The sequence below is a fragment of the Bradyrhizobium sp. 63_E2_N1_3 genome, from assembly GCF_052076005.1.
In the GTDB taxonomy this organism is placed as follows: Bacteria; Pseudomonadota; Alphaproteobacteria; order Rhizobiales; family Xanthobacteraceae; genus Bradyrhizobium; species Bradyrhizobium barranii.
Genome location: NZ_CP197235.1, coordinates 2,772,805 through 2,792,934 on the forward strand (window position 1 = coordinate 2,772,805; position 20,130 = coordinate 2,792,934).

The 20,130-nt window shown below is 63.6% G+C and carries 21 protein-coding genes; 9 read left to right on the forward strand and 12 right to left on the reverse strand.

Annotated features, from left to right (window positions below):
* The first annotated feature begins 60 nt into the window (after positions 1-60).
* Complete coding sequence (locus AB7531_RS12825) at positions 61-420, forward strand: hypothetical protein (protein ID WP_014493633.1); 360 nt, start codon at positions 61-63, stop codon at positions 418-420.
* Between the two features lie 157 nt (positions 421-577).
* On the opposite strand, the gene AB7531_RS12830 is transcribed toward AB7531_RS12825, so the two are convergent.
* Both AB7531_RS12830 and AB7531_RS12835 read right to left on the reverse strand, forming a co-directional pair.
* Positions 578-1,396, reverse strand: coding sequence for a quinoprotein dehydrogenase-associated SoxYZ-like carrier (locus AB7531_RS12830; RefSeq protein ID WP_063981991.1), 819 nt, complete (start codon positions 1,394-1,396; stop codon positions 578-580).
* Between the two features lie 76 nt (positions 1,397-1,472).
* On the reverse strand, positions 1,473-2,399 hold the full coding sequence (locus AB7531_RS12835) for a quinoprotein relay system zinc metallohydrolase 2 (RefSeq protein ID WP_063981992.1): 927 nt from the start codon (positions 2,397-2,399) through the stop codon (positions 1,473-1,475).
* A gap of 129 nt (positions 2,400-2,528) precedes the next feature.
* Here AB7531_RS12835 and AB7531_RS12840 point away from each other — a divergent pair, with 129 nt between their 5' ends.
* Entirely contained in the window at positions 2,529-3,410 is an 882-nt protein-coding gene (locus tag AB7531_RS12840) for a substrate-binding domain-containing protein (RefSeq protein ID WP_063981993.1), read from the forward strand.
* A complete protein-coding gene (locus AB7531_RS12845) occupies positions 3,407-3,964 on the forward strand; it encodes a PQQ-dependent catabolism-associated CXXCW motif protein (protein WP_063981994.1) in 558 nt (185 codons plus the stop codon). Before AB7531_RS12840 ends, AB7531_RS12845 begins: the two co-directional genes overlap by 4 nt.
* Before the next feature lie 169 nt (positions 3,965-4,133).
* Here the strand turns inward: AB7531_RS12845 and AB7531_RS12850 are convergent, their stop codons facing one another.
* The 6 genes from AB7531_RS12850 to AB7531_RS12875 form a co-directional block, all read right to left on the reverse strand.
* Positions 4,134-4,433 (reverse strand): copper-binding protein, encoded by a 300-nt coding sequence (locus AB7531_RS12850; RefSeq protein WP_063981995.1) that lies wholly within the window; start codon positions 4,431-4,433, stop codon positions 4,134-4,136.
* A 139-nt stretch (positions 4,434-4,572) separates the two neighbouring features.
* On the reverse strand, positions 4,573-5,181 hold the full coding sequence (locus tag AB7531_RS12855) for a hypothetical protein (protein ID WP_063981996.1): 609 nt from the start codon (positions 5,179-5,181) through the stop codon (positions 4,573-4,575).
* Positions 5,178-6,026 carry an ABC transporter permease gene (locus tag AB7531_RS12860; protein WP_063981997.1) on the reverse strand — a complete coding sequence of 283 codons (849 nt, stop codon included), beginning with the start codon at positions 6,024-6,026 and terminating at the stop codon, positions 5,178-5,180. The genes AB7531_RS12855 and AB7531_RS12860 overlap by 4 nt, the downstream gene beginning before the upstream one ends.
* On the reverse strand, positions 6,023-6,829 hold the full coding sequence (locus AB7531_RS12865; protein WP_063981998.1) for an ABC transporter ATP-binding protein: 807 nt from the start codon (positions 6,827-6,829) through the stop codon (positions 6,023-6,025). The genes AB7531_RS12860 and AB7531_RS12865 overlap by 4 nt, the downstream gene beginning before the upstream one ends.
* The gene (locus AB7531_RS12870; protein ID WP_063981999.1) at positions 6,826-7,794 is read right to left on the reverse strand and encodes a YVTN family beta-propeller repeat protein; all 969 of its coding nucleotides are present in this window, start codon (positions 7,792-7,794) and stop codon (positions 6,826-6,828) included. The genes AB7531_RS12865 and AB7531_RS12870 overlap by 4 nt, the downstream gene beginning before the upstream one ends.
* Before the next feature lie 8 nt (positions 7,795-7,802).
* Positions 7,803-8,984 (reverse strand): ABC transporter substrate-binding protein, encoded by a 1,182-nt coding sequence (locus AB7531_RS12875; protein WP_063982000.1) that lies wholly within the window; start codon positions 8,982-8,984, stop codon positions 7,803-7,805.
* A gap of 59 nt (positions 8,985-9,043) precedes the next feature.
* Here AB7531_RS12875 and AB7531_RS12880 point away from each other — a divergent pair, with 59 nt between their 5' ends.
* The gene (locus tag AB7531_RS12880) at positions 9,044-9,616 is read left to right on the forward strand and encodes a DUF3280 domain-containing protein (protein ID WP_187387989.1); all 573 of its coding nucleotides are present in this window, start codon (positions 9,044-9,046) and stop codon (positions 9,614-9,616) included.
* Between the two features lie 96 nt (positions 9,617-9,712).
* Here AB7531_RS12880 and AB7531_RS12885 read toward each other — a convergent pair whose 3' ends face one another.
* The 3 genes from AB7531_RS12885 to AB7531_RS12895 form a co-directional block, all read right to left on the reverse strand.
* Entirely contained in the window at positions 9,713-10,645 is a 933-nt protein-coding gene (locus tag AB7531_RS12885; RefSeq protein ID WP_231142732.1) for an IS110 family transposase, read from the reverse strand.
* 336 nt (positions 10,646-10,981) lie between these two features.
* Complete coding sequence (gene fghA, locus AB7531_RS12890) at positions 10,982-11,827, reverse strand: S-formylglutathione hydrolase (protein WP_063982001.1); 846 nt, start codon at positions 11,825-11,827, stop codon at positions 10,982-10,984.
* Between the two features lie 73 nt (positions 11,828-11,900).
* On the reverse strand, positions 11,901-12,521 hold the full coding sequence (locus AB7531_RS12895) for a response regulator (protein WP_014493646.1): 621 nt from the start codon (positions 12,519-12,521) through the stop codon (positions 11,901-11,903).
* Positions 12,522-12,714: 193 nt separating this feature from the next.
* On the opposite strand from AB7531_RS12895, the gene AB7531_RS12900 reads away from it, so the two are divergent.
* Together AB7531_RS12900 and AB7531_RS12905 are read left to right on the forward strand one after the other, a co-directional pair.
* On the forward strand, positions 12,715-14,064 hold the full coding sequence (locus AB7531_RS12900) for a histidine kinase (RefSeq protein ID WP_063982002.1): 1,350 nt from the start codon (positions 12,715-12,717) through the stop codon (positions 14,062-14,064).
* Positions 14,065-14,217: 153 nt separating this feature from the next.
* Positions 14,218-16,680, forward strand: coding sequence for a TonB-dependent receptor (locus AB7531_RS12905; protein WP_231142730.1), 2,463 nt, complete (start codon positions 14,218-14,220; stop codon positions 16,678-16,680).
* Positions 16,681-16,773: 93 nt separating this feature from the next.
* Here AB7531_RS12905 and AB7531_RS12910 read toward each other — a convergent pair whose 3' ends face one another.
* The gene (locus AB7531_RS12910) at positions 16,774-17,340 is read right to left on the reverse strand and encodes a DinB family protein (RefSeq protein WP_063982004.1); all 567 of its coding nucleotides are present in this window, start codon (positions 17,338-17,340) and stop codon (positions 16,774-16,776) included.
* Between the two features lie 129 nt (positions 17,341-17,469).
* Here AB7531_RS12910 and AB7531_RS12915 point away from each other — a divergent pair, with 129 nt between their 5' ends.
* From AB7531_RS12915 to AB7531_RS12925, 3 genes are all read left to right on the forward strand, one after another.
* Entirely contained in the window at positions 17,470-17,637 is a 168-nt protein-coding gene (locus AB7531_RS12915; RefSeq protein ID WP_187387990.1) for a hypothetical protein, read from the forward strand.
* Positions 17,638-17,698: 61 nt separating this feature from the next.
* Positions 17,699-18,106, forward strand: a complete 408-nt coding sequence (locus AB7531_RS12920; protein WP_063982005.1) for a hypothetical protein — start codon at positions 17,699-17,701, stop codon at positions 18,104-18,106.
* 477 nt (positions 18,107-18,583) lie between these two features.
* Complete coding sequence (locus tag AB7531_RS12925) at positions 18,584-20,047, forward strand: GH1 family beta-glucosidase (RefSeq protein WP_063982006.1); 1,464 nt, start codon at positions 18,584-18,586, stop codon at positions 20,045-20,047.
* The last annotated feature ends 83 nt before the right edge of the window (positions 20,048-20,130 follow it).

Sequence of the window (20,130 nt, forward strand, 5' to 3'; positions counted from 1 at the left end):
AGTGCTTTTCATGACAATACGCATAGCATAGCTTTCGTCGCAACCAGCGGGAGGACGCTCATGAATCTGGCGGGACAGCTACGACCGATTGTCGCCGCATTGGCGGTGTGGGCTGCGACCGTCTACGCCGCGCGTGCCGAGGAGGCCAATGATTATCCGACCTCAGCGCGTGCCGAGTACGTCTATGGCTGCATGAAGGCCAATGGCGAGAGCCGGCAGTCGATCGAGCAATGCTCCTGCTCGATCGACGTGGTGGCCTCGATCGTGTCCTATGACCGTTACGTCACCGCCGAGACGGCGCTGAGCATGTCCCAGGTGCGCGGCAATCTCGGCGTCCAGTTTCGTACATCCGAGCAGGCAAATTCGGCGGTGAATGATCTCAGGCGCGCGCAGGCGGAAGCCGAGGTGAGGTGTTTCTGACGGCTAGCTTCACGCCAACCGTAGCCGTCATGCCCGGGCTTGTCCCGGGCATCCACGTTCTTAGGATAGGCGCGAAGTCCGTGGATGGCCGGGACATAGGCGAGCAAAGCGACGCCGTCCTTCGGACGGCTATGCCCGGCCATGACGATCGAGAGCCTCACGTCCCCGGCTTCTCCACATCCCATTCATTGCGGAACACGTGCCCATCCGTGTCCTTCGCCTCCGCACGGAAGCGCTTGGCGCCATTGGAGACGTAGGTGAAGCGCAGATTGGGATCTTCCGAGATCGAGATGCCGCCCTCCACCGACAGCACGGGACTGTCGTCCTGCGTCAGCCTCAGTTGGTTGACGAAAAAGGCGGGGATGTAGAGCTGCGTGACCTGGTCCATTTGCAGGCCGGAATTGTTGGGATGGCCGATCATGATCTGCGCCTCGCGGACGCGGCTCGCAGGTGCCTCCTCGCGCGCGAATTGCCGGTAGCGCATCTGGCCGAGCCGGTTCCTGGCTTCCTCGATGTTCTTTCCTGCCGGCGCCGAGCAGCCGCCTGAGGCCTTCACATAGGTCTTGGCGACGTAAAGCTGGCCGTCGCTGAGCTCGGCAACCGCGTGGACGTCGGTATAGTTGTTGACGCGCACGCGCGTGGAGATCTCGGTGACGTTGGCATCTGCGCCGAGCTCGAACTTCGCTGCCATCGGCGCGGGGTTGCGGTCGATCACCAGCGTGATCGAACGGATGCGGCGGCTATCCGCGGGCGACAGTTTGCTGCGCAGGGTCACCGGCACGATCGCCGCGTCCTCGGCGCGATAGGGCATCTCGATGCCGATGACGTCGTTGCCGTCGTTGATCGGACGGTTGCTGAAGATGTCCTGCACCAGGCCCGGCCAGGGATCGTAAGCCTCCTCGGCGCTCGCCGGCACAGCGAAGGCGATGCCAAGCAATGCGGCGATCAGGGGCAGGCGGCGTGTGCATCCCGTCATGGTCGTGGTTCCGTGCGGACGAAGCAGTTTTCTCTGGGGCGGCGCAGCCGATCCCCCGTCCAGCGTAGCGCGTCCACTACTCCCATTCAATTTCCGAAAATGCTGCGGTTGCGTTGCGAGCATTGTAGTCGTCGAACAATTGCCAATGCGGCCGTTCCGATGCGGCCGCCTTGTCGGCGGCAGTCCGGATCGGCTCGCCCTTCTTGTTCGACGCCCGGACGTCCGCCAGCAGGGTCGTGAGATAACGCCGCTCGTCGCCGAGCGCGGCAGGCCAGTCGCTCACAGGCCCGTGACCCGGCACGACGCGCTGCGCCGGAATTTTATCGAGTTCCCCGAGCGTGCCGAGCCAGCCGCGGATGCTGCCGTCCATCACCGGAATATGGCGGAGGAAGACGAGATCGCCCGCGAACAGCGTCTTGCTGGTCTCGTCGAACACGGTCAGATCGTTGTCGCTGTGCCCGGCCGACCAGGCCCGCAAGGTGAGGCGGCGCGACCCGAGATCGAGCTTCAGGGTATCAACGACGAGCAGGGTGGGCGGCACGATCTTCACGGGATCGATCAATTCGCTACCCATGATGCGTCTAAAATTGTCGAGATAATACGGCCCGCGCGTCGCCAGCGCCTGCGGCAGCTTGCTGTGGCCGACGAAGCTGGTTCCTTCTGCGGCAAAGGCCGCATTGCCGAAGACATGGTCGGGATGGCCGTGGGTGTTGATGACGTAGCGGATCGGCTTGGATGTGCGAGCCCGCACCGCCGCCAGCAGCGCCTCGCCCTCACGGAGGCTGCCGCCGGTGTCGATCATGGCTACCGCATCCTCGCCGACGATAAAGCCGACATTGGCGATGTCGCCTTCGTTCTCGCGGGTCATGAGGGCGGTGGTCCCGGAGTGCACGAAGATTCCCGGTGCGACTTCGCTCACAGGCAATTCGGCTGCCCCGGCGCGTGCTAGCGTTGCTGTCCCCAGCAGGGACAGGGCTGCGATCAAGGAAGCGATGCGAGACACTTTTCCGCCTCAGTTCAGATGGCTTGCCGCACTGCACTGCAACAAACCAAAGCCAACACAAAGTTTGGCAAAGCATGGCGCGTCATGCGTTGCATGGCTAGCATTCAAACAAACCGAGGAGGAAGCGCGATGACGGAGGCCGGGCGACATCGTCGCTGGTTGTTTTCACTGTGGGTCCTGGTGGCATCCTGCGCATTCGGCGACGTCGCCATTGCGCAGACCAGCGAGACCGGCGACCTCTCGTTCGAGCTGGTCGATCCAAAAGTGCTGCGCGTCTGTGCAGACCCGCGCAATCTGCCGTTCTCGAACGAGAAGGGCGAGGGGTTCGAGAACAAGCTCGCCGAGCTGCTCGCGGACAAGCTCCAGAAGAAGCTCGACTACGTCTTCTTCCCGCAGGCCACCGGCTTCGTGCGCATGACGCTGGGCGCGCATCGCTGCGACGTCATCATGGGATTTCCGCAAGGCGATGACCTCGTGCAGGGCACCAATCCCTATTACCGCACGACCTATGCGCTGGTCGCCAAGACCGGCAGCGGGCTCGAGGACGTCGATACGCTCGAAGACGCGCGCCTGAAGGGCAAGCATGTCGGCATCGTCGCCGGCACGCCGCCGGCCACCAACATGGCGATCGCCGGCCTGATGGGCGATGCAAAACCCTATCCCCTGATGATCGACACGCGCTTCGATAACTCCGCGCAGGCGATGGTCGACGACCTCGTCGCCGGCAAGATCGACGCAGGCGTGCTGTGGGGTCCGATGGCCGGGTATTATGCGAAGAAGGCTGGCTCGCTTCATGTCACGCCGCTGGTGAAGGAAACCACCGGGCCGAAGCTGGTCTATCGCATCGGCATGGGCGTGCGGCCCGCCGACCAGAACTGGAAGCGGCAGCTCAACAAGCTGATCCAGGAGAACCAGGGCGAGATCAACAAGATCCTGATCGACTTTGGCGTGCCGCTGCTCGACGAGAGCGACAAGCCGCTCGGCGCGGAGACGGCCAAGAAGACGCCATGAGGCGGCGCGTTGCCGCTGCGCTGGTTGCCGCCATTCTGGTGGCGCCGGCGTTGGCGCAGCAGCAGGAGCCGTTCGAGCCCGAGGAATATCGCTCCGACAATTACCGCGCGCCGGTGCCGGCGACGCTCACTGGCGCGCGCGTGCTGACGACTGCGGAGGCCGAAGCAATCTGGCGTGCGAAGAGCGGCGCCTTCATCGACGTGCTGCCGCGCGCGCCGAAGCCGAAGAACCTTCCCGAAGGCACCGTCTGGCGCGATATGCCGCGAAAAAACATACCGGGCAGCACCTGGCTGCCGGACACCGGCTACGGCGTGCTGCCGCCCGCCATGGACGATTATTTCCAGCGCGGCCTCGCCCGCGCCGCGCGCGGCGACAAGGCTGCGCTGCTCGTGATCTATTGCCTGGCCGACTGCTGGATGTCCTGGAACGCCGCCAAGCGCGCCTTGGCTTACGGTTATGCCAACGTCGCCTGGTACCCCGACGGCACAGATGGCTGGGAGCGCGCAAACCTTCCGCTGGACGATGCGCAACCCGAGCCGCGGCCGGAGCAATAGTTCTCTCCTCGTCATTGCGAGCGTAGCGAAGCAATCCGGAGTCCCTCCGTGGAAAGATTCTGGATTGCTTCGCTGCCCTCGCAATGACGGTGTGGGTCGAGCGTCCGCGCACATCGACTAGACGCCTCGCGGAAGCTCCCTTTCGCCGAGAGCGAGGCGGAAGCAAAGCCTACTGCTTCTGCAGCTTCGTCAGCGTGCCTGTACCATTGTTGTCGGTCGCCGAGTACGTCACCCTGTCGCCGGCATGGACGGCATCCAGCATCGCGGCGTCCTTGGCCTTGTACTCCTGAAGCGTGCCGGCGCCGCCTGCGCTGCCGCCGACCGTGCCCTTCTGTGTCTGCTGGATCGAGATCGTGCTGTTGAGCCGGTCGATTCTGGTGACCATCCCGGTCATGTCGTCAGCAAAAGCAGGGGACGCAAGCGTGCTGATGGCTGCAGCGCATGCGAAGATGAATTTTGTTGTTCCCATCGAGGCCTCCCGACGTCTTGGAGTTCACGTCGACAAGCCATCCTAGAGCGATTTGGTTCCGGCTGATAGCGCGGCAAAGGGTAACGATGGCGTTGATATCGCGGGAACCTTCCGAAAGTCGTCGTCAGCGAGGCTGACGCTATTCCATTTCCTGCTGGATCACGCGTCCGAGAGCGAACAGGCGCTGGTCAATCGCGGTCGGAACCTCGCAGACGAACCGCACCACCTTGTGGCGATCTTCGAAAATGCGGGTTTCCCAGATCAACTGGTTGCTGAGCGCATCGACCTTTGCGTCGTCGCGTGGTGTCGCGCTCTGGAGCGCCTGGAGCTGGATCGACTCCTCGCGGATCTTGTCGGCCGCCTCGCGCTGTTTGCGGCTGACGCGTTCGAGCCCGTTCATGACCTGCGAGCGCTGGGCGTTGAGCGTGTCGAACAAGCCGGCGAACAACAGCTTGGCGTTTGCCGTCTTGTCAGCGGCGGAGCCGGCCAAAAACTCCTTCACCGACTTCTCGGCCTCGTCCATCGGCGTCTTCCGCGCCGACAGTTTTGAGACCAGCGCGGTGACCTTTGCGTCGTCCTTCCATTTGGTCTCGGCGTCGTCGAGTGCGGGACCGGCCCAGACGGCGGCGAGCGAGATGTCCGGCACCTTGGCCTGCGTGCAAGGCCAGTTGGGATAGCGCGGATCGGCGGCGCACGCAGCCGTGCTCGCAACGGCGAGCGCAAAAGCGGCCATGGCCAGAACCTTCATCCTTCGCCTCCCGCAGGGCCCCGTCGCGCCAGCCCGCGCGAGGGATCATAGGCCAGAATCGCGCCGATCATGAAGACGATTGTGCAGGCCGCCACTACCGCCAGCGAGATCCAGTTGATTTGCCCGTAGAATGCAAAACGGATCAGTTCGACCGCATGGGTGAACGGGTTGGCCTGGCAGAGATAGTAGAGATAGGGGCTCCCCTCCTGCACGCGCCAGAGCGGGTAGAGCGCGGAGGAGGCGAAGAACATCGGAAAGATCACGAAGTTCATCACGCCGGCGAAGCTTTCAAGCTGCTTGATGCCCGAGGAGATCAGCATGCCGAGCGAGCCCAGCATCAGCCCCGACAGGATCAGCGCCGGCAGCACGGTGAGATAGCCGATCGCGGGAGGGGTGATGTCCCAGAACCAGGCGATCAGCAGGAACGCATAGACCTGGAGCAGCGACACCGCGGTGCCCGCCAGCAGCTTGCAGAACAAGAGGAACCCGCGCGGCAGCGGGCTCACCAGCAGCGTCCGCATATTGCCCATCTCGCGGTCATAGACCATCGAGAGCGAGGACTGCATGCCGTTGAAGAGCTGGATCATCGCCATCAGCCCGGGCGCGATATAGACCTCGTAGAGGATGTAGGTCTCGTAAGGCGGGATGATCGAGATGCCGAGCACCTGGCGGAAGCCGGCGGCGAAGATGAACAGCCACACCAGCGGGCGCACCAGCGCCGAGACGAAGCGCTCGCGCTGATGCAGGAAGCGCAGGCCCTCGCGCCAGACGATGCCGGTGAGGCAAGTCATGTATTCCGCGGCCGAGAAACCGCGCGGTGTATCCCGCGTCGTGATGCTGCTCATGCACCGCCTCCCGGCATCGTCTGCGCACCGGTCAGGCGCATGAAGGCGGTGTTGACGTCCTGTGCGCCGGCATCCGTGATGACGCGGCTCATCGGCCCCTGCGCCAGCACCTTGCCCTGGTGCAGCACCACGAGGTCGTCACCAGGCATGATCTCGTCGAACAGATGCGTGGCCCAGAGCACGCCGATGCCTTGCTCGGTGACGAGCTGGCGGACATGGCTGATGATGTCGGCGCGCGCCTTGACGTCGAGGCCGACGGTCGGCTCGTCCAGCAACAGCAGCCGCGGCCGGTGCAGCAGGGCGCGGGCAATCTCCAGCCGCCGCATCTGGCCGCCCGAGAGATCGCGCACCTTGCTGCCGGCACGCTCCGAGAGGCCGATGCGGCCGAGCAGCTCGCCGCTGCGCGCGGCCGCCTCGCGCCGGTTGATGCCGTGCAGGGCGGCGTGATAGAGCAGGTTCTGCGTCAGCGACAGGTCGAGATCGAGCGTGCGCGGCTGGAATACGACGCCGAGCAGCCGCAGCGCCTCGCCGGGGCTCTTGCTGATGTCGTGGCCGAAGATGCCGACGCGGCCGCTCTGGATGCCGAACAGGCGTGTGATCAGCGAGAACAGCGTGCTCTTGCCGGCGCCGTTGAGCCCGAGCAGCGCAGTGAAGCTCGCAGGCTGCACATTGAAGGAGACGTCCATCAACGCCCGGCGCGGCCCATAGGAATGGCTGACGCCGTCGATCGACAGCGCCGGCACCGCGGCCGCTTCCAGCCTCAGCATCTCCTGCGGCTCGGCGATGGGAGCAGGGCTGGTCATGGCGAGATCGTAATGCCCCAGGGCAGTTCGCCCACCTGAATGGTCTTGATCACCTTTTGCGCGGCGACGTCGATGACCGAGACGTCGTTCGACACGCCGTTGGTGGTGAGCAGGTATTTCTCGTCCGGCGTGAACGCCATGTGCCAGACCCGCTGTCCCACCAGCAGGTATTTCGTCACCTTGCGCGAGGCGACGTCGACCACGGCGACGCGGTTGGCCGGGCCGAGCGCGACGAAGGCGGTCTTGTCGTCTTTGGTCATGCCGATGCCGACCGGCTGGATCGCCTCTTTCCGCAACCCCGGAATCTCGAACGTAACCTTGCCGGTTACCTCGTGCTTTTTGGGATCGATGATCGAGATGGTGCCGCCGATCTCCGAGGACACCCACAGCTCCGAACTGTCGTGCTTGAATTCGGCAAAGCGCGGCCGCGCGTCGACCAGCACGTTGGCGACGATCTGGCGCGACGAGGTGTCGATGAAATGCGCCATGTTGGTCGTCTCGGACGTGTTGATCAATGTCTTGCCGTCGGGGCTGATGGTCATGCCCTCGGGCTCGACGCCGACCTGGATGTCGCCGAGCCGCGCGCGCTTCTCCAGATCGATCACGGTCACCGTGTTGTCGTTCTCGTTGGCGACATAGAGGATTTTTCCGGCCGCATCCTGCGCGAACAATTCCGGGTCGGGCCCGGAGGGCAGGCTGTCCACGATCGCTTGCGTCTTGGCATCGATCACCTGGATGGTGTCGTCGTCGCCGACCGCGACCATCACGAACTTGCCGTCGCGCGTGAAATCGATGCCGCGCGGGCGCTGGCCGACCTTGATGGTCTTGGTCACGGTCCAGCTGTCGGTGTCGATCACCGAGACCGTGTTGCTCTTCTCGTTCGAGACATAGGCGATGAACGCATGCGCGGGCGCGGCCGCAAGCGCCAGTCCGGACAGCAACCCCACACGCCACATGCGCAACATTCGCGTCCTCATTTCAGCTTGCATTTGCTCTCCGGGCGGTCGTAGCCGAGCGTGTCGAGCTCGGAGACCTGGTGCAGAAATCCCTCCTGCGGCGATACCGACACCACCATCCGGCCGTCGACCAGCAGGATCGGCTGGCGCAGCTGCAGGTTCCAGTCGCGCAGGGTCAGTTTCGTGCCCTTGAAGGCAGCGACCGAAAAATCCGGCCCCTTGATGAAGTCGGTGACCTTCTTGACGTCGCCGGAATTGGTGCGCGAGGTGGCCTCGCCGATCATGCGCACCGCCGTCCAGGCCTGCATGTCGAGCGCGGTCATGCGCCGCGAATTCAGCTTGATGAAGCGGTTCTGCATCTGGATCGCGCCCCACTGGTCCTGCGATGCGTCCCAGCTGCGCGGCACGAGGCCGGCCGAGCCCGCGACGGGGCGCGGATCCCAGGTGCGATAGGGCAGGTAGGCGCCGAACACTTCGCTCTCGTCGGCGGCGACCAGCACGTCATAGGCCGGCAACTGTTGCGTGAACACCGGCATCTGGCGCTGGATCAGCGTGACACCGCTATCGGTGCGGCGCGCGCCGCCCTTGTCCTCGAAGGTCTTCTCTTGCACGATCTTGGCGCCGAAGCGTGTGGCGGTACGCCGGAACGCGTCTGCAAACAGCTTGTCCTCGTCATGCGAGCCGACCACGAGCACCCAGCGCTTCCACTGCTTCCACACCAGATATTGGCCGAGCGCATCGGCCAGCATCGCGCGCGTCGGTGCGGTGTGGATGACGTTGGCGCGGCAATCGGCCTCGCGCAGGCGCTCGTCGATCGCGCCGGCGTTGAACAGCAGCGTGCCGCGCTCACGCAGGGCATCCGAGACCTTCAACAGCGCGTCGGCCGGCAGGTCGGCGATGATGAAGCCGTTCTTCTCGGCAAGCGCAGCCGCAGCCTCAACCGGATCTTCGCCTTCCTTGATGCGGCGCTCCTCCAGCGTGAAACGCTGGTTGAGGAATTTTCCCGTGGTGTTGTTGTCCTCGATGGCGAGGCGCGCGCCGGCGACGCCGTCATTCTCCGCGGGCTGCTCGACCAGCGACAGCGTCGATCTGGTGCCGGCGACGCCGAGATAGCCGACGCCGATCTGCACCGGGTCGGCCGCGAGCGCGCTCGTCGCGGCAAGACCCAGGCCGATCAGGCCGACCAACCATCGGATCATGTTTCCTCCAGATGTTCTCCCTGGCTTGACCGCCGGTGGAGAATTGTCTCTGCTAAAGCATGACCGATTTGGCCCGGCTTGCAACCCCGCATTTCGTCCCCGCGCGCGCGAGGCCGGGAATCACGATCATGCGAGCGCTGATCTATTTCGCAGCTTTGCTGTTGACGGGTTCGGTCGCGTTGGCCGATCCGCCCAAGCTCGCTGTGTTCGATTTCGAGCTGATCGACACCAGCCTTCCCGGCGAGTTCTACGGCTCCAGGCCGGAAGAGGCGCGGCTCGAGCGCATCAGCGACCAGCTGCGCAAGGAACTGGCGCTGTCAGGAAGGTTCCAGCTGCTCGACATCGCGCCGATCAGGGATGCCGCCCGTCACGCCAATTTGCAGGCCTGCGGCGGCTGCGACCTCAAGCTTGCCGGCCAGCTTGGCGCCGACCTCGAGATCACCGGCATGGTGCAGAAGGTCTCGAACCTGATCATCAATCTCAACATCTATCTGCGCGACGTGAAGACCGGCAACATGATCACCACCGCCAGCGCCGACATGCGCGGCAACACGGACGAATCGTGGTCGCGCACGATGAGCTACCTGATCCGCAATCGATTGCTGGCGCCGAACTACGGGAAGCCGGAGTAGATTTTCGCCTTTCCCCGCTAGCTCTGCTGCACCCTCGCCCCTTGTGGGAGAGGGTGGCTTCGCGAAGCGAAGACGGGTGAGCGACTGTGTTCGCTGTCAAGCGGGTTGCCATGGTGTTTTCGTCCTGATCATGACGTTGAGGATGGTAAGCAGCTTGCGGGCGACGGCGATCAGGGCAACGAGCTTCGGCTTTCCCTTGGCCACGAGGCGCTCAAAGAAGGCCTTGAGGACGGGGTTGTGACGTCTGGCGGTCATTGCTCCCATGAACAATACCGTTCGCACCGCTTGTCGCCCGCCACCAATGAAGCTTTTTCCGCGCCATTGGCCGGATTGGCGCGTGTAGGGCGCCAAGCCGGCCAGTGCCGCAATCTGCTTGCGGTTCAGGCGGCCGAGCTCTGGCAGTTCGGCCATCAAGGTCCGGGGAATGATGGGCCCAACGCCGGGAACGGAGGCGAGCAAATCCTCTGCTTCGCGCCAGGCCGGCGAAGATCGCACTGCATCGTCGATGTCCGTATCGACGCTGACGAGCTCCTTCTCCAGCGCCTTGATCAGCCGTGTGATGCTCTTTCTTAAATGCTGCGAGGTTGCGCGCTTTTCCCGTTGCCGCTCGGCACCTATCATGTCCACGATTTGACGCCGGCGCGTCACCAAATCCGACAAAAACCGTGTCGCCTCATCCGGCAAAGGCCGGGGTTCGGGCCGTGTCGCTGCGGCAAAGTGAGCGATTACAGAAGCATCGATCGGATCGGTCTTGGCGCGTTGTCCGAGTGCCTTGGCAAAGGCACGGACCTGCGCCGGATTGACAACGACGATAGGAAGGCCGGCGCCGCCAACTGCCGCTGCCGCAATGGTCTCGAAGCCGCCCGTCGCCTCGAGCGCCACAATAGTGGGTGCAAGCTGTTTCAGCCGAGCGGTCAGCTGCTCCAACCCCGCATCGTTGCGTTCTACGACGAACGCCTCACCACCGGGATGAACTGCAACGTCAAGACGGTCCTTCGATACGTCGATACCAACCGCGATGATATCCATGGTCACCCTTCCTTGCCTAATCGGGCTTCGCACTTTGCGGCCCAGGCGACTGTTCGGGTTCAATGGACTAACGGACGGGGCACCTCTCTCTCCCACGGCCTGCAACGACCTGGGGGTTTGCGGGCTCCCGTCCGTCACCGCAACGTCTACAATAGCAGACCTGCGGCGCTTCGACTTACAAGGGGTCTCTCTCCGCGAGTCTAACTCTCATTTGAACGCGCGGTGAGATACCCCTCATCCGGCGCCATAGCCGAAGCTTTGCTTCGGCGTTCTTAAGAACGGCGGCCGTGGGCCGCCTATGCCACCTTCTCCCACAAGGGGAGAAGGAAGAAGTCATCACCCCTTCAATCTTTCCGCATGCCAGTGCAGATGATCGCCCATGAAGGTCGAGATGAAATAATAGCTGTGGTCATATCCCGCCTGCCGCCGCAGCGTCAGCGGGATGCCCGCCTTGGTGCAGGCGGCCTGCAGCAGCTCAGGCTTGAGCTGTTCTTTCAGGAAATTGTCGGCCTCGCCGACGTCGACGAGGAAGCCGGAATATTTCGCGCCGTCCTCGATCAGCGCAACGGTGTCGTGGTTGCGCCAGGTCTCCTTGTTCGGTCCGAGATAGCCGGTCAGCGCCTTGATGCCCCAGGGCACGAGCGAGGGCGCCACGATCGGCGCGAATGCGCTGGCGGCGCGATAGCGGTGCGGATTGCGCAGCGCGACCGTCAGTGCGCCGTGGCCGCCCATCGAATGGCCCATCACCGATTGCCGCTTGGCGTCGACCGGAAAATTCTCCGCCACGAGCTTGGGCAGCTCGTCGGTGACATAGCTCCACATGCGATAGTTGCGCGCAAACGGCTCCTGCGTCGCGTCGACATAGAAGCCGGCGCCGAGGCCGAAATCATAGGCATTGTTGGCGTCGCCCGGCACGTCGGGCCCGCGCGGGCTGGTGTCCGGCGCGACGAAGATCAGGCCGAGCTCGGCGCAGGCTTTGCGGAATTCGCCCTTCTCGGTGACGTTGGCATGCGTGCAGGTGAGGCCGGAGAGATACCAGACCACGGGAAGCTTTGCGCCGGCGGAATGTGGGGGAACATAGACCGAGAACACCATGTCGGTTCCGGTCGCCTGGCTGGCATGGCGGTACACGCCCTGCACGCCGCCATAGGATGTGTTGGTCGAGACAGTCTGGATCGTCATGCCGTTATGCTCCGTGGCATCTAACCACATCAAGATTGCAACGCTTGTGTGACCGAATTCGTGGCGGTGTTTGTCAGGCGACGCCGCTGTCGATCGCCAGCCGCACCAGCTCGACCGAGGTCTTCACGCCGAGCTTCTGTCGCATGATCGAGGAGGTGTTGGCGACAGTCTTGTAGGACGACTGCACCAGCCACGCGATCTCGGACAGGCTCTTTCCGGCGCTGAGCAGCCGCAGGATTTCCATCTCGCGTGCGTTCAGCTTCGACAGCGGGCTTTGCGCCAGCGTCGGTCCTGCAAACGCGATGCTGCGCGCGATCGCGGTGGGCAGATAGGTGCCGCCGCCCCCGACGGCGCGGATCGCCTCGACGAGGTCGTCGGGGTCGCCGGTCTTGGAGACGTAGCCCTTGGCCCCGCACTCGATCGCGCGCGCGGCGAATGCAGGGTCGTCGTTCATGCTGAACATGATGATGCGGGCCTCGGGCGCACGTTCGAGGATGCGGCGCGCGAGCTCGAAGCCGGAGACGGTCGGCAGGTTGATGTCGATGATGCAGAGGTCGGGGCGCTCGACAATGAAGACGCATTCGCCGTCCTCGGCGTCGGCGGCCTCCAAAATCTCGATCTCGCCCTCGTCGGCCAGCACGGCACGGCAGCCGGAGGCGACAATGGGATGATCGTCGACGATCAGAATGCGCATAGGCGTTCCCCGTGACAGCCTCGGCCTGCTTTTCCGCCGCATGATCCGAACAAGAACGCTGCGCGCGTCTCATGTCGCCTCATGCAACCCGGCCGGGATTGCTGTACGCTTTCGATTAGATATCGGGCGCTTCGCCTCTGTCAACGTCATCGGACAGGCGCGGGCCAACCTTCGCGAGGCACGGGCAGCACCAATGTGGCAAAATCTATCGTTGCGCGCGCGCATCAACCTTCTGCTGGCGCTGCTGCTGGCGCTGGGGCTTGCCGTCAATATCGGCCGCCAGGTCGCGGAAGCCGGGCCGCGCGTGCAGGCCGAGGACCAGAGCGTGATCCGGCTTGCGCGCGAATTCATCGAGATGATCGTTGCGGATCTGAACGAGGCGCCCGATCCGGATGCCAGGCTGAACCAGATCGCGCGCGATCTGAGCCGCCTGCGCCATGTCAGCATCGCGCTTCAGGACGCCGGCGGTAACCCGCTGACGCCGCCCCGGCCTGCCGACGACGACGCGCGCGGACCGCCGGCCTGGTTCGTCGGCCTGGTTCATCCCGAGCAGACCACGGTGAGCGTGCCGGTCTCGGTCCATGGCAAGCCGGGCTCGCTGGTGATCACCGCGCATCCCGATGACGAGATCGCCGAGATCTGGGACGCCATCGTGACCCAGCTCGAGGTCGGCTCGGTGATCGCGCTCGCGCTGTTCCTGGTGATGATGACGGTGGTCGGCCGCGCGCTCGCGCCGCTGCAGTCGTTGGCGCAGACGATGACCGCGATCGAGGGCGGGCATTATGACGCGCGCGCCACGCCGGGCGGTGCGCCCGAGCTGGCCGCGATCTGCGGCAAGCTCAATCATCTCGCGGCGGCGCTCGGCGAGGCGGTGGAGGAAAAGCGGCTTTTGGCCGAGCGCGCGGTGTCGCTCCAGGACGTCGAGCGCAAGGAGATCGCGCGCGAGCTGCACGACGAATTCGGGCCGTATCTGTTCTCGCTGCGCGCGCATGCGAGCGCGCTGGCGAAGCTCGCGGACGGGCGCGCGCCGAATGCCGACTCGGTCCGAAAGCACGGCAGCGCCTTGCTGGAACAGATCAACCAGCTCCAGCAGTTCACCCGCCGGGTGCTGGAGCGGCTCCGGCCCGTCGGCCTTGCCGAGCTCGGCCTGCGCCAGGCGCTGGAATCGCTCTCGCGGCTGTGGCGGGAGTCGCATCCCGACGTCGCGATCGAAACCGTGATCTCCGCCACGCTCGGGGTCACCGGCGAGACGGCCGACCTCACCATCTACCGCATCGTGCAGGAGGCGCTCACCAACGTGTTCCGCCACGCCGGCGCGACGTCGGTCAATGTCGTGATCGAGCCCGTCGAGCAGGCCGGCGGCCGCGGCTATGCGCGCGTGCGGGTCAGCGACAACGGCCGCGGCATGGAGCCGGGCCAGAAGCTCGGCTTCGGCCTCGTCGGCATGCGCGAGCGCATTCTGGCGCTGGGCGGCACGCTCAACGTCGTCTCCGGCGACGGCGGCTTGACCGTGGAGGCGCTGGTTCCGACGGCGGCGTCCTGATTGCATCGGGAAAAATTCCCGATTTGGTCGGGAAAACGGGTGCGGATAGTGCCAGACCTTTTGTGGCTGGCGGACTCACTGCCGCCGAATACACTCATCTCAACCAAACGGCGAAAATCAAAACAGCCGGTGGTCACGGATGGGAAGGCAGGGATGGGCAAGCCTCTTTGGTTCAAGCGTCGTTTGTTGATAGCCTCGGTGTCGACGGGGCTGGTGTCGGGCTTGGTCCTTGCAGGCCCCGCCGCAGCCGCGCAGGATGAGGAAACCAACGTCCAGAATCTGCCGGCGGTCGAGATCGCGGCACCACCGCCGTCGGCCGTGAGGCGCAGTGCGCCAACGCGGCCGGTCGCACGGGTAGGGGCGCCGGCGTCCGCCGCTCCGAAGACACGCCTTTACGTCTACCCGACCTCACCGGGCACCGGCCGAGGTCTCGATGTCGACAAGGTGCCGTCCGCGATCAATGCGGTTGATGCCAGCCAGATCAGGCGTACCGCCTCGCCAGATATCGCCGTTGCCCTGCAGCAGTACGTGCCTGGTCTCAGCATCAATGAAGTGACCGGCAATCCATTCCAGCCCGATGTGCAGTTTCGCGGCTTCGTCGCTTCACCTCTGGCCGGCACGCCGCAGGGCCTCGCCGTCTACCAGAACGGCGTGCGCATCAACGAGGCGTTTTCCGACACTGTTAATTGGGATCTGATCCCGACGGCCGCGATCCGATCGGCGCTGGTCGTAACTAACAATCCGGCATACGGCCTTAACGCGCTCGGCGGCGCCATCGATCTGCAGATGAAGAACGGCTTTAACTATCAAGGTGCCGAAATCGACATCATGGGCGGCTCATTCGGCCGCATCCAGGGCTCTGCACAATGGGGCAAGCAGGTCGACAACAATTGGTCGGTCTACGGAGCGCTCGAAGGCGTTCACGACAATGGTTTCCGCAATTTCTCGCAATCGGATGTCCGGCGGTTCTATGGCGATGTCGGGTATCGCTTCGAAGGCAACGAGTTTCACCTCAATGGCGGCGTCGCCAACAATTCCCTGGCAGGACCCAGCACTGTTCCGGCCGAATTGCTCCAGCAATATTGGGGGGCGACCTACACAACGCCGCAAACCATCTCCAACAAGGTCGGCTATCTCAACCTGACCGGCAAGGTGGAGGCGACGCCGACCTGGACCTTTGAGGGCACGGCGCATGTGCGGAGCTTCAAACAGAGCACCGTGGACGGAAACCCGACCGACGCCCAGGCATGTGCCGATCCAACGCTCCTGTGCTTTGGCAATGATACGGTCCCGGCTTTTGGCCTGAATGGCGTTCAGCTCGCCAATACCTTTGCGCCAGACGCCATCCTCAGCGAGATCGATCGCACCAGCACGAAATCGACCACATTTGGCGTATCCGGTCAGGCAACCAACACCGACCAGCTGTTCGGTCATGAGAACCGCTTCGTAGTTGGCGCGAGCTATGATGTCAGCAGCACGCGCTTCACCGGCAGCGCTGAATTAGGAACCATAGGCACGAACTATGTCGTCACGGGCAGCGGCATATTCCTAGGTCCCTCCGGTGATCCGACATCGGTTGGTCCCGTGTCGCTTCGCACCGTCAACCAATATCACGGGCTCTATGCGCTCGACACGTTCAACGTGGACGATCGCTTTGCGGTGACGGCAGGCGGGCGATTCAACGCGGCCCGTGTCACGCTGATGGACCAGCTCGGCACCGCACTCAATGGCGATCATACCTATGATCGGTTCAATCCGATCATCGGCGGCACCTACAAGATCACCTCTGAAGTGACTGCCTATGCCGGCTATTCCGAAGCCAACCGGGTGCCCACGCCACTCGAGCTCGGCTGCGCCGATCCGGCGAGGCCGTGCATCATCGGGCAGTTTCTGATCGCTGACCCCCCACTTCAGCAAGTCGTATCCAAGACGTTCGAAGCGGGCTTCCGCGGTACCAAGGAATTGAACATCGGCTCGCTCGGCTGGAAAATCGGTGCCTACCGTGCCACCAACTACGACGACATCCTCGCGACCCCAATTCCGGGCCTGACTGGCTTCGGCTTCTTCCAGAACGTCGGCCGGACGCGCAGGCAGGGTATCGAAGCCGAGGTGAGCCTGAAGTCGAATGTGCTTCAGTTCCAGGCGAGCTATGCGTTCCTGGACGCGCGCTTCCTCGACGCGCTGACGCTTGGATCAGAGAGCCCGTTCGCCGACGCCGGCAACATCCAGGTCTTGCCGGGCAATCACATTCCGCGCCTCCCTAGCCACCTTATTAAGGCAAGCATCGAATATGCGGTTACCGATGTCTGGAAGGTCGGGGGTGACGCGCTCTTTGTCTCGAGCCAGTATTTCGTCGGCGACGAGTCCAACCAGTTTCCGCAGCTGCCGTCCTACGCGGTGTTCAATCTCCACACCTCCTACCAGATCACCAAGAACCTGCAGATTTACGGTCGCGTCGCCAACATCTTCGACAACCGCTACTCGACCCTTGGCACCTTCTTCGACAGGGAAGCCTTGCCCAACTTCACCAATGGCGGTGCGGAATTTAACGACCCGCGATCGCTGAGCCCGGCAAGGCCCCGTGCGTTCTATGCGGGCATGCGGATGACGTTCTGAGTGTGGCTCCGTTGAGCCACTAGCGTCGGGCACCGGCGCAGGTTTTGCCCTCTCCCCCTTCTTGTGGGAGAGGGCTGATAAGCCATAGGCGACCTAGGAGTTGGGCGGCCCCCAAACCGTTTCCTCCGTCCAGCCCAGATCGGCAAACTCGGATGCCCTCAACGGCGCTTCGGCAGCTGAAAAGAACTCGTCGAGCTGCGGCGGCTTGACGCGTGTTCCCGATAACATCGTATGCACCTGCCCACGGTGGTGAATTTGATGCTGAATGAGATGCATCAGCAGCCGGTCGCGTCGCTCTATCTGGACACCAGGATCTCGATTGATCCGCACGTCTTCGTTCAACGAGGCGGGTGTCAGAGCATCGCAGACGCCGATGAAGCGCCGGTCCATCGATGCTTGAGCTTCCGAGAGCCCTGCAAGAGCTGGAAATGGGATCGGATCCTCCCAGGCCTTCGGCCCAAGCCATCCGTCCTCGAGTGCATCGACGTAAAAGAGGTCGACGACGTAAATGTGGTTCAACGTCCGCTGTAGGCTCGGGAAGAAGCCCGTCCGCTCGACCTCAAATTCGCCTTGGCTCAGCTCGGCGCACGCGCGGAGCAACCGGTGGTTCGCCCAGGCATTATTGTAGGCGAAGGCGCGATAGCTTTGAACGATCGACATTGCAAACCCCGTACACCGACCTGCTTGGCGCCGCGTTCCTTTACCGATCAGAAACCATAGCGAATGATCTGAAAATTGTAACGAAACGACTTGGCTGTTTCCGGGTAGGTTTGCCGGAGGGCCCGTCCGATGACAGAGCACCAGTTGCGAGAGCGGGAATTCCAGATCGCGCGTTACAGGCTTCTGGAGCGCGAAGTCACCGATCCGCTTGCCGCGTGCCTGCTTCACAGCATCATCGAGGATCTGGAAGCCGAGTTGCGAAGGGACAGACCGGATTCGCACGGGCCGCGCGATTAACCGTTTCTTAGCGCTAATCATGCGGATTATTCGCGAGGGAATGTCAAGGGAGACTGCTCCCATGCTGAAGGACGGCACCTACGCGGCGTGGTACAAGACGCCACTCGACCAGGGTACCGGGATCGTCCATGTCGCAGACGGACAAATCTGGGGCTGCGACAGCCTGATGACCTATCACGGCTCCTGCAAGGTCGATGGCGATCGCTTCACCGCCACCGTGTCGACGAAGCGTCACACCGACGGACGTGCAACGGTCTTCGGCATCGACGACGAGCTCACGCTGGACATCGAGGGAAACTGCCCCGGCAAGGTCGCGACCTACACGGCGAAGGCAGCGCAGATGCCGGGAATGATCCTCCAGGGTACGCTCATTCTCACGGAACAGCAGCCGCCCGCGCGTGAGCGAACCGAGCAGGCATCGGCGTTCAATCCCGACAAGCTTCCGAAATTGCCCAAGCGCTCGCGCTGATCGAGCGAGCCGGGTCGCTCGGCGTGCTCGGTTCAATACAGCATCATGTCGGACAAGGCTTCGCGTCGCCAGCTTGCCAGGCTGGCGCGACGGCCGCAGCAGGACTCGCAATCACTCGGGACCGCGTTTGTGAACGGACGTATGCGTTCTTGCCATCGATGGTGGAGCGTCGGATCGTTCTATCGATGGTTTCGGACGATCGCTCCTGCATTCGCAGCGCGAAGCTGAAGATCATACCGCCCAACGGCAAGGACCGCGACTTCGTGGTGGATGGTCTGGGCTCGCGAGCCGTGATCAATTCGCTGTTGGCGTGCTTCGACGCGGCTCAGGGCGTGAAGGGCAAAAAGCAGGGCTGGGGGGTAAATCCGGGGCGTTCTTCTGCATTTTTGCATCCGCAAGTCCCGGAACTCCCGCTTTTCAAGCAGCTTCCGACACGCCATTGTGCCGCCGCAACAATCGTCTCAAGGGGCAGTATCAATGTCGGACAAGGTCTCGCGTCGCCAGTTTGCCAAGCTGGCGGGATTGTCCGCAGCCGGAATCGCAAATCCGCTGGAGGCCGCCGAGGTTAAGCCGGCGCCGGCGCCGCGGGGCGTGGACGGCTTTCCGGCGGGCTTTGTCTGGGGCACGGCGACCTCGTCCTATCAGGTCGAGGGTGCGGTGGACGTCGACGGGCGGGGGGCTTCGATCTGGGACAAGTTCGTGCGCATCCCCGGCAAGATCGAGGACGGCACCACCGGCGATCGCGCCGTCGAGCATTATCAGCGCTACAAGGAGGACATCGCGCTCATCAAGGAGCTCGGCTGCAAGGCCTACCGCTTCTCGGTGGCATGGCCGCGGGTGTTTCCGGACGGCGACGGCAAGCCGAACCCGAAGGGGCTCGACTTCTACAATCGTCTCGTCGACGAGCTCCTCAAGAACGGCATAGAGCCGTGGCTGACGCTTTATCACTGGGACCTGCCGCAATCGCTCCAGGATCGCTTCGGCGGCTGGCGCTCGACCGAGACGTGCAAGATCTTTGGCGACTATGCGGGCTATGTCGCCGAGCGCCTGACCGATCGCGTCAAGAACGTGTTCACGCTGAACGAGAGCGGACGTTTCGTCCAGTTCGGCTATGGCCTCGGCATCGACGCGCCCGGCGTGACGCTGCCGCAAGCGGAGGTCAACCAGGTCAGGCATAACAGCGCGCTCGCGCACGGGCTCGCGGTGCAGGCGGTGCGGGCGCACGGCCGCCCCGGCACCAGGGTCGGGCCGGCCGAGAATATCGACGTCTGCGTTCCCGCAATCGACACGCCCGAGCATGTCCGTGCGGCCGAGATCGCGCTACGCGAGATGAATGCCGGTTATCTCAACGTCATCATGACCGGCCGGTATACCGACGCCTTCCTGAAATACGCGGGCGCCGATGCGCCGAAATACACCGACGCCGAGCTGAAGATCATCTCCTCGCCGGTCGACTTCCTCGGCCTCAACATCTACGCGCCACAGAACTACGTGGTGCCCTCCGACCAGGGCGCGGGCTTCATGCCGCTTCCGATCCCGAAATCGTTCCCGCACATGAACTCGAACTGGCTCCGCGTCGCGCCGGAGACGATCTACTGGGTGCCGAAGCTGGCCGCAAAGATCTGGAAGACGGATGCGATCTACATCAGCGAGAACGGCACCTCCGGCGACGACGTGGTGACGCCCGACGGCAAGATCTACGACACCGACCGCATCATGTACCTGCGCAACTATCTCGCGCAGCTCCAGCGCGCCACCGCGGAGGGCGTGCCGGTGCGCGGCTACTTCCTCTGGAGCCTGCTGGACAACTTTGAATGGGTGTTCGGGCTCAACAAGCGTTTCGGGCTCTATCACGTCAATTTCGACACGCAGGTGCGCACGCCGAAGCTCAGCGCGACCTTCTACCGCAACGTGATCGCGAAGAACGCGGCGGGGGCATAGCTTTCTCTCCCTCTCCCGGATTTTCCGCCGCGCGTAAAATCCGACCTCTTCCCGCAGGCGGGGCGAGGTGACGCAAGATCGCG

Coding starts and splice junctions, on each gene's coding strand:
- AB7531_RS12825 (WP_014493633.1), top strand. CDS start 61: ATGAATCTGGCGGGACAGCTACGACCGATTGTCGCCGCATTGGCGGTG.
- AB7531_RS12830 (WP_063981991.1), bottom strand. CDS start 1,396: ATGACGGGATGCACACGCCGCCTGCCCCTGATCGCCGCATTGCTTGGC.
- AB7531_RS12840 (WP_063981993.1), top strand. CDS start 2,529: ATGACGGAGGCCGGGCGACATCGTCGCTGGTTGTTTTCACTGTGGGTC.
- AB7531_RS12845 (WP_063981994.1), top strand. CDS start 3,407: ATGAGGCGGCGCGTTGCCGCTGCGCTGGTTGCCGCCATTCTGGTGGCG.
- AB7531_RS12850 (WP_063981995.1), bottom strand. CDS start 4,433: ATGGGAACAACAAAATTCATCTTCGCATGCGCTGCAGCCATCAGCACG.
- AB7531_RS12855 (WP_063981996.1), bottom strand. CDS start 5,181: ATGAAGGTTCTGGCCATGGCCGCTTTTGCGCTCGCCGTTGCGAGCACG.
- AB7531_RS12860 (WP_063981997.1), bottom strand. CDS start 6,026: ATGAGCAGCATCACGACGCGGGATACACCGCGCGGTTTCTCGGCCGCG.
- AB7531_RS12865 (WP_063981998.1), bottom strand. CDS start 6,829: ATGACCAGCCCTGCTCCCATCGCCGAGCCGCAGGAGATGCTGAGGCTG.
- AB7531_RS12870 (WP_063981999.1), bottom strand. CDS start 7,794: ATGTTGCGCATGTGGCGTGTGGGGTTGCTGTCCGGACTGGCGCTTGCG.
- AB7531_RS12875 (WP_063982000.1), bottom strand. CDS start 8,984: ATGATCCGATGGTTGGTCGGCCTGATCGGCCTGGGTCTTGCCGCGACG.
- AB7531_RS12880 (WP_187387989.1), top strand. CDS start 9,044: ATGACCGATTTGGCCCGGCTTGCAACCCCGCATTTCGTCCCCGCGCGC.
- AB7531_RS12885 (WP_231142732.1), bottom strand. CDS start 10,645: ATGGATATCATCGCGGTTGGTATCGACGTATCGAAGGACCGTCTTGAC.
- fghA (WP_063982001.1), bottom strand. CDS start 11,827: ATGACGATCCAGACTGTCTCGACCAACACATCCTATGGCGGCGTGCAG.
- AB7531_RS12895 (WP_014493646.1), bottom strand. CDS start 12,521: ATGCGCATTCTGATCGTCGACGATCATCCCATTGTCGCCTCCGGCTGC.
- AB7531_RS12900 (WP_063982002.1), top strand. CDS start 12,715: ATGTGGCAAAATCTATCGTTGCGCGCGCGCATCAACCTTCTGCTGGCG.
- AB7531_RS12905 (WP_231142730.1), top strand. CDS start 14,218: ATGGGCAAGCCTCTTTGGTTCAAGCGTCGTTTGTTGATAGCCTCGGTG.
- AB7531_RS12910 (WP_063982004.1), bottom strand. CDS start 17,340: ATGTCGATCGTTCAAAGCTATCGCGCCTTCGCCTACAATAATGCCTGG.
- AB7531_RS12915 (WP_187387990.1), top strand. CDS start 17,470: ATGACAGAGCACCAGTTGCGAGAGCGGGAATTCCAGATCGCGCGTTAC.
- AB7531_RS12920 (WP_063982005.1), top strand. CDS start 17,699: ATGCTGAAGGACGGCACCTACGCGGCGTGGTACAAGACGCCACTCGAC.
- AB7531_RS12925 (WP_063982006.1), top strand. CDS start 18,584: ATGTCGGACAAGGTCTCGCGTCGCCAGTTTGCCAAGCTGGCGGGATTG.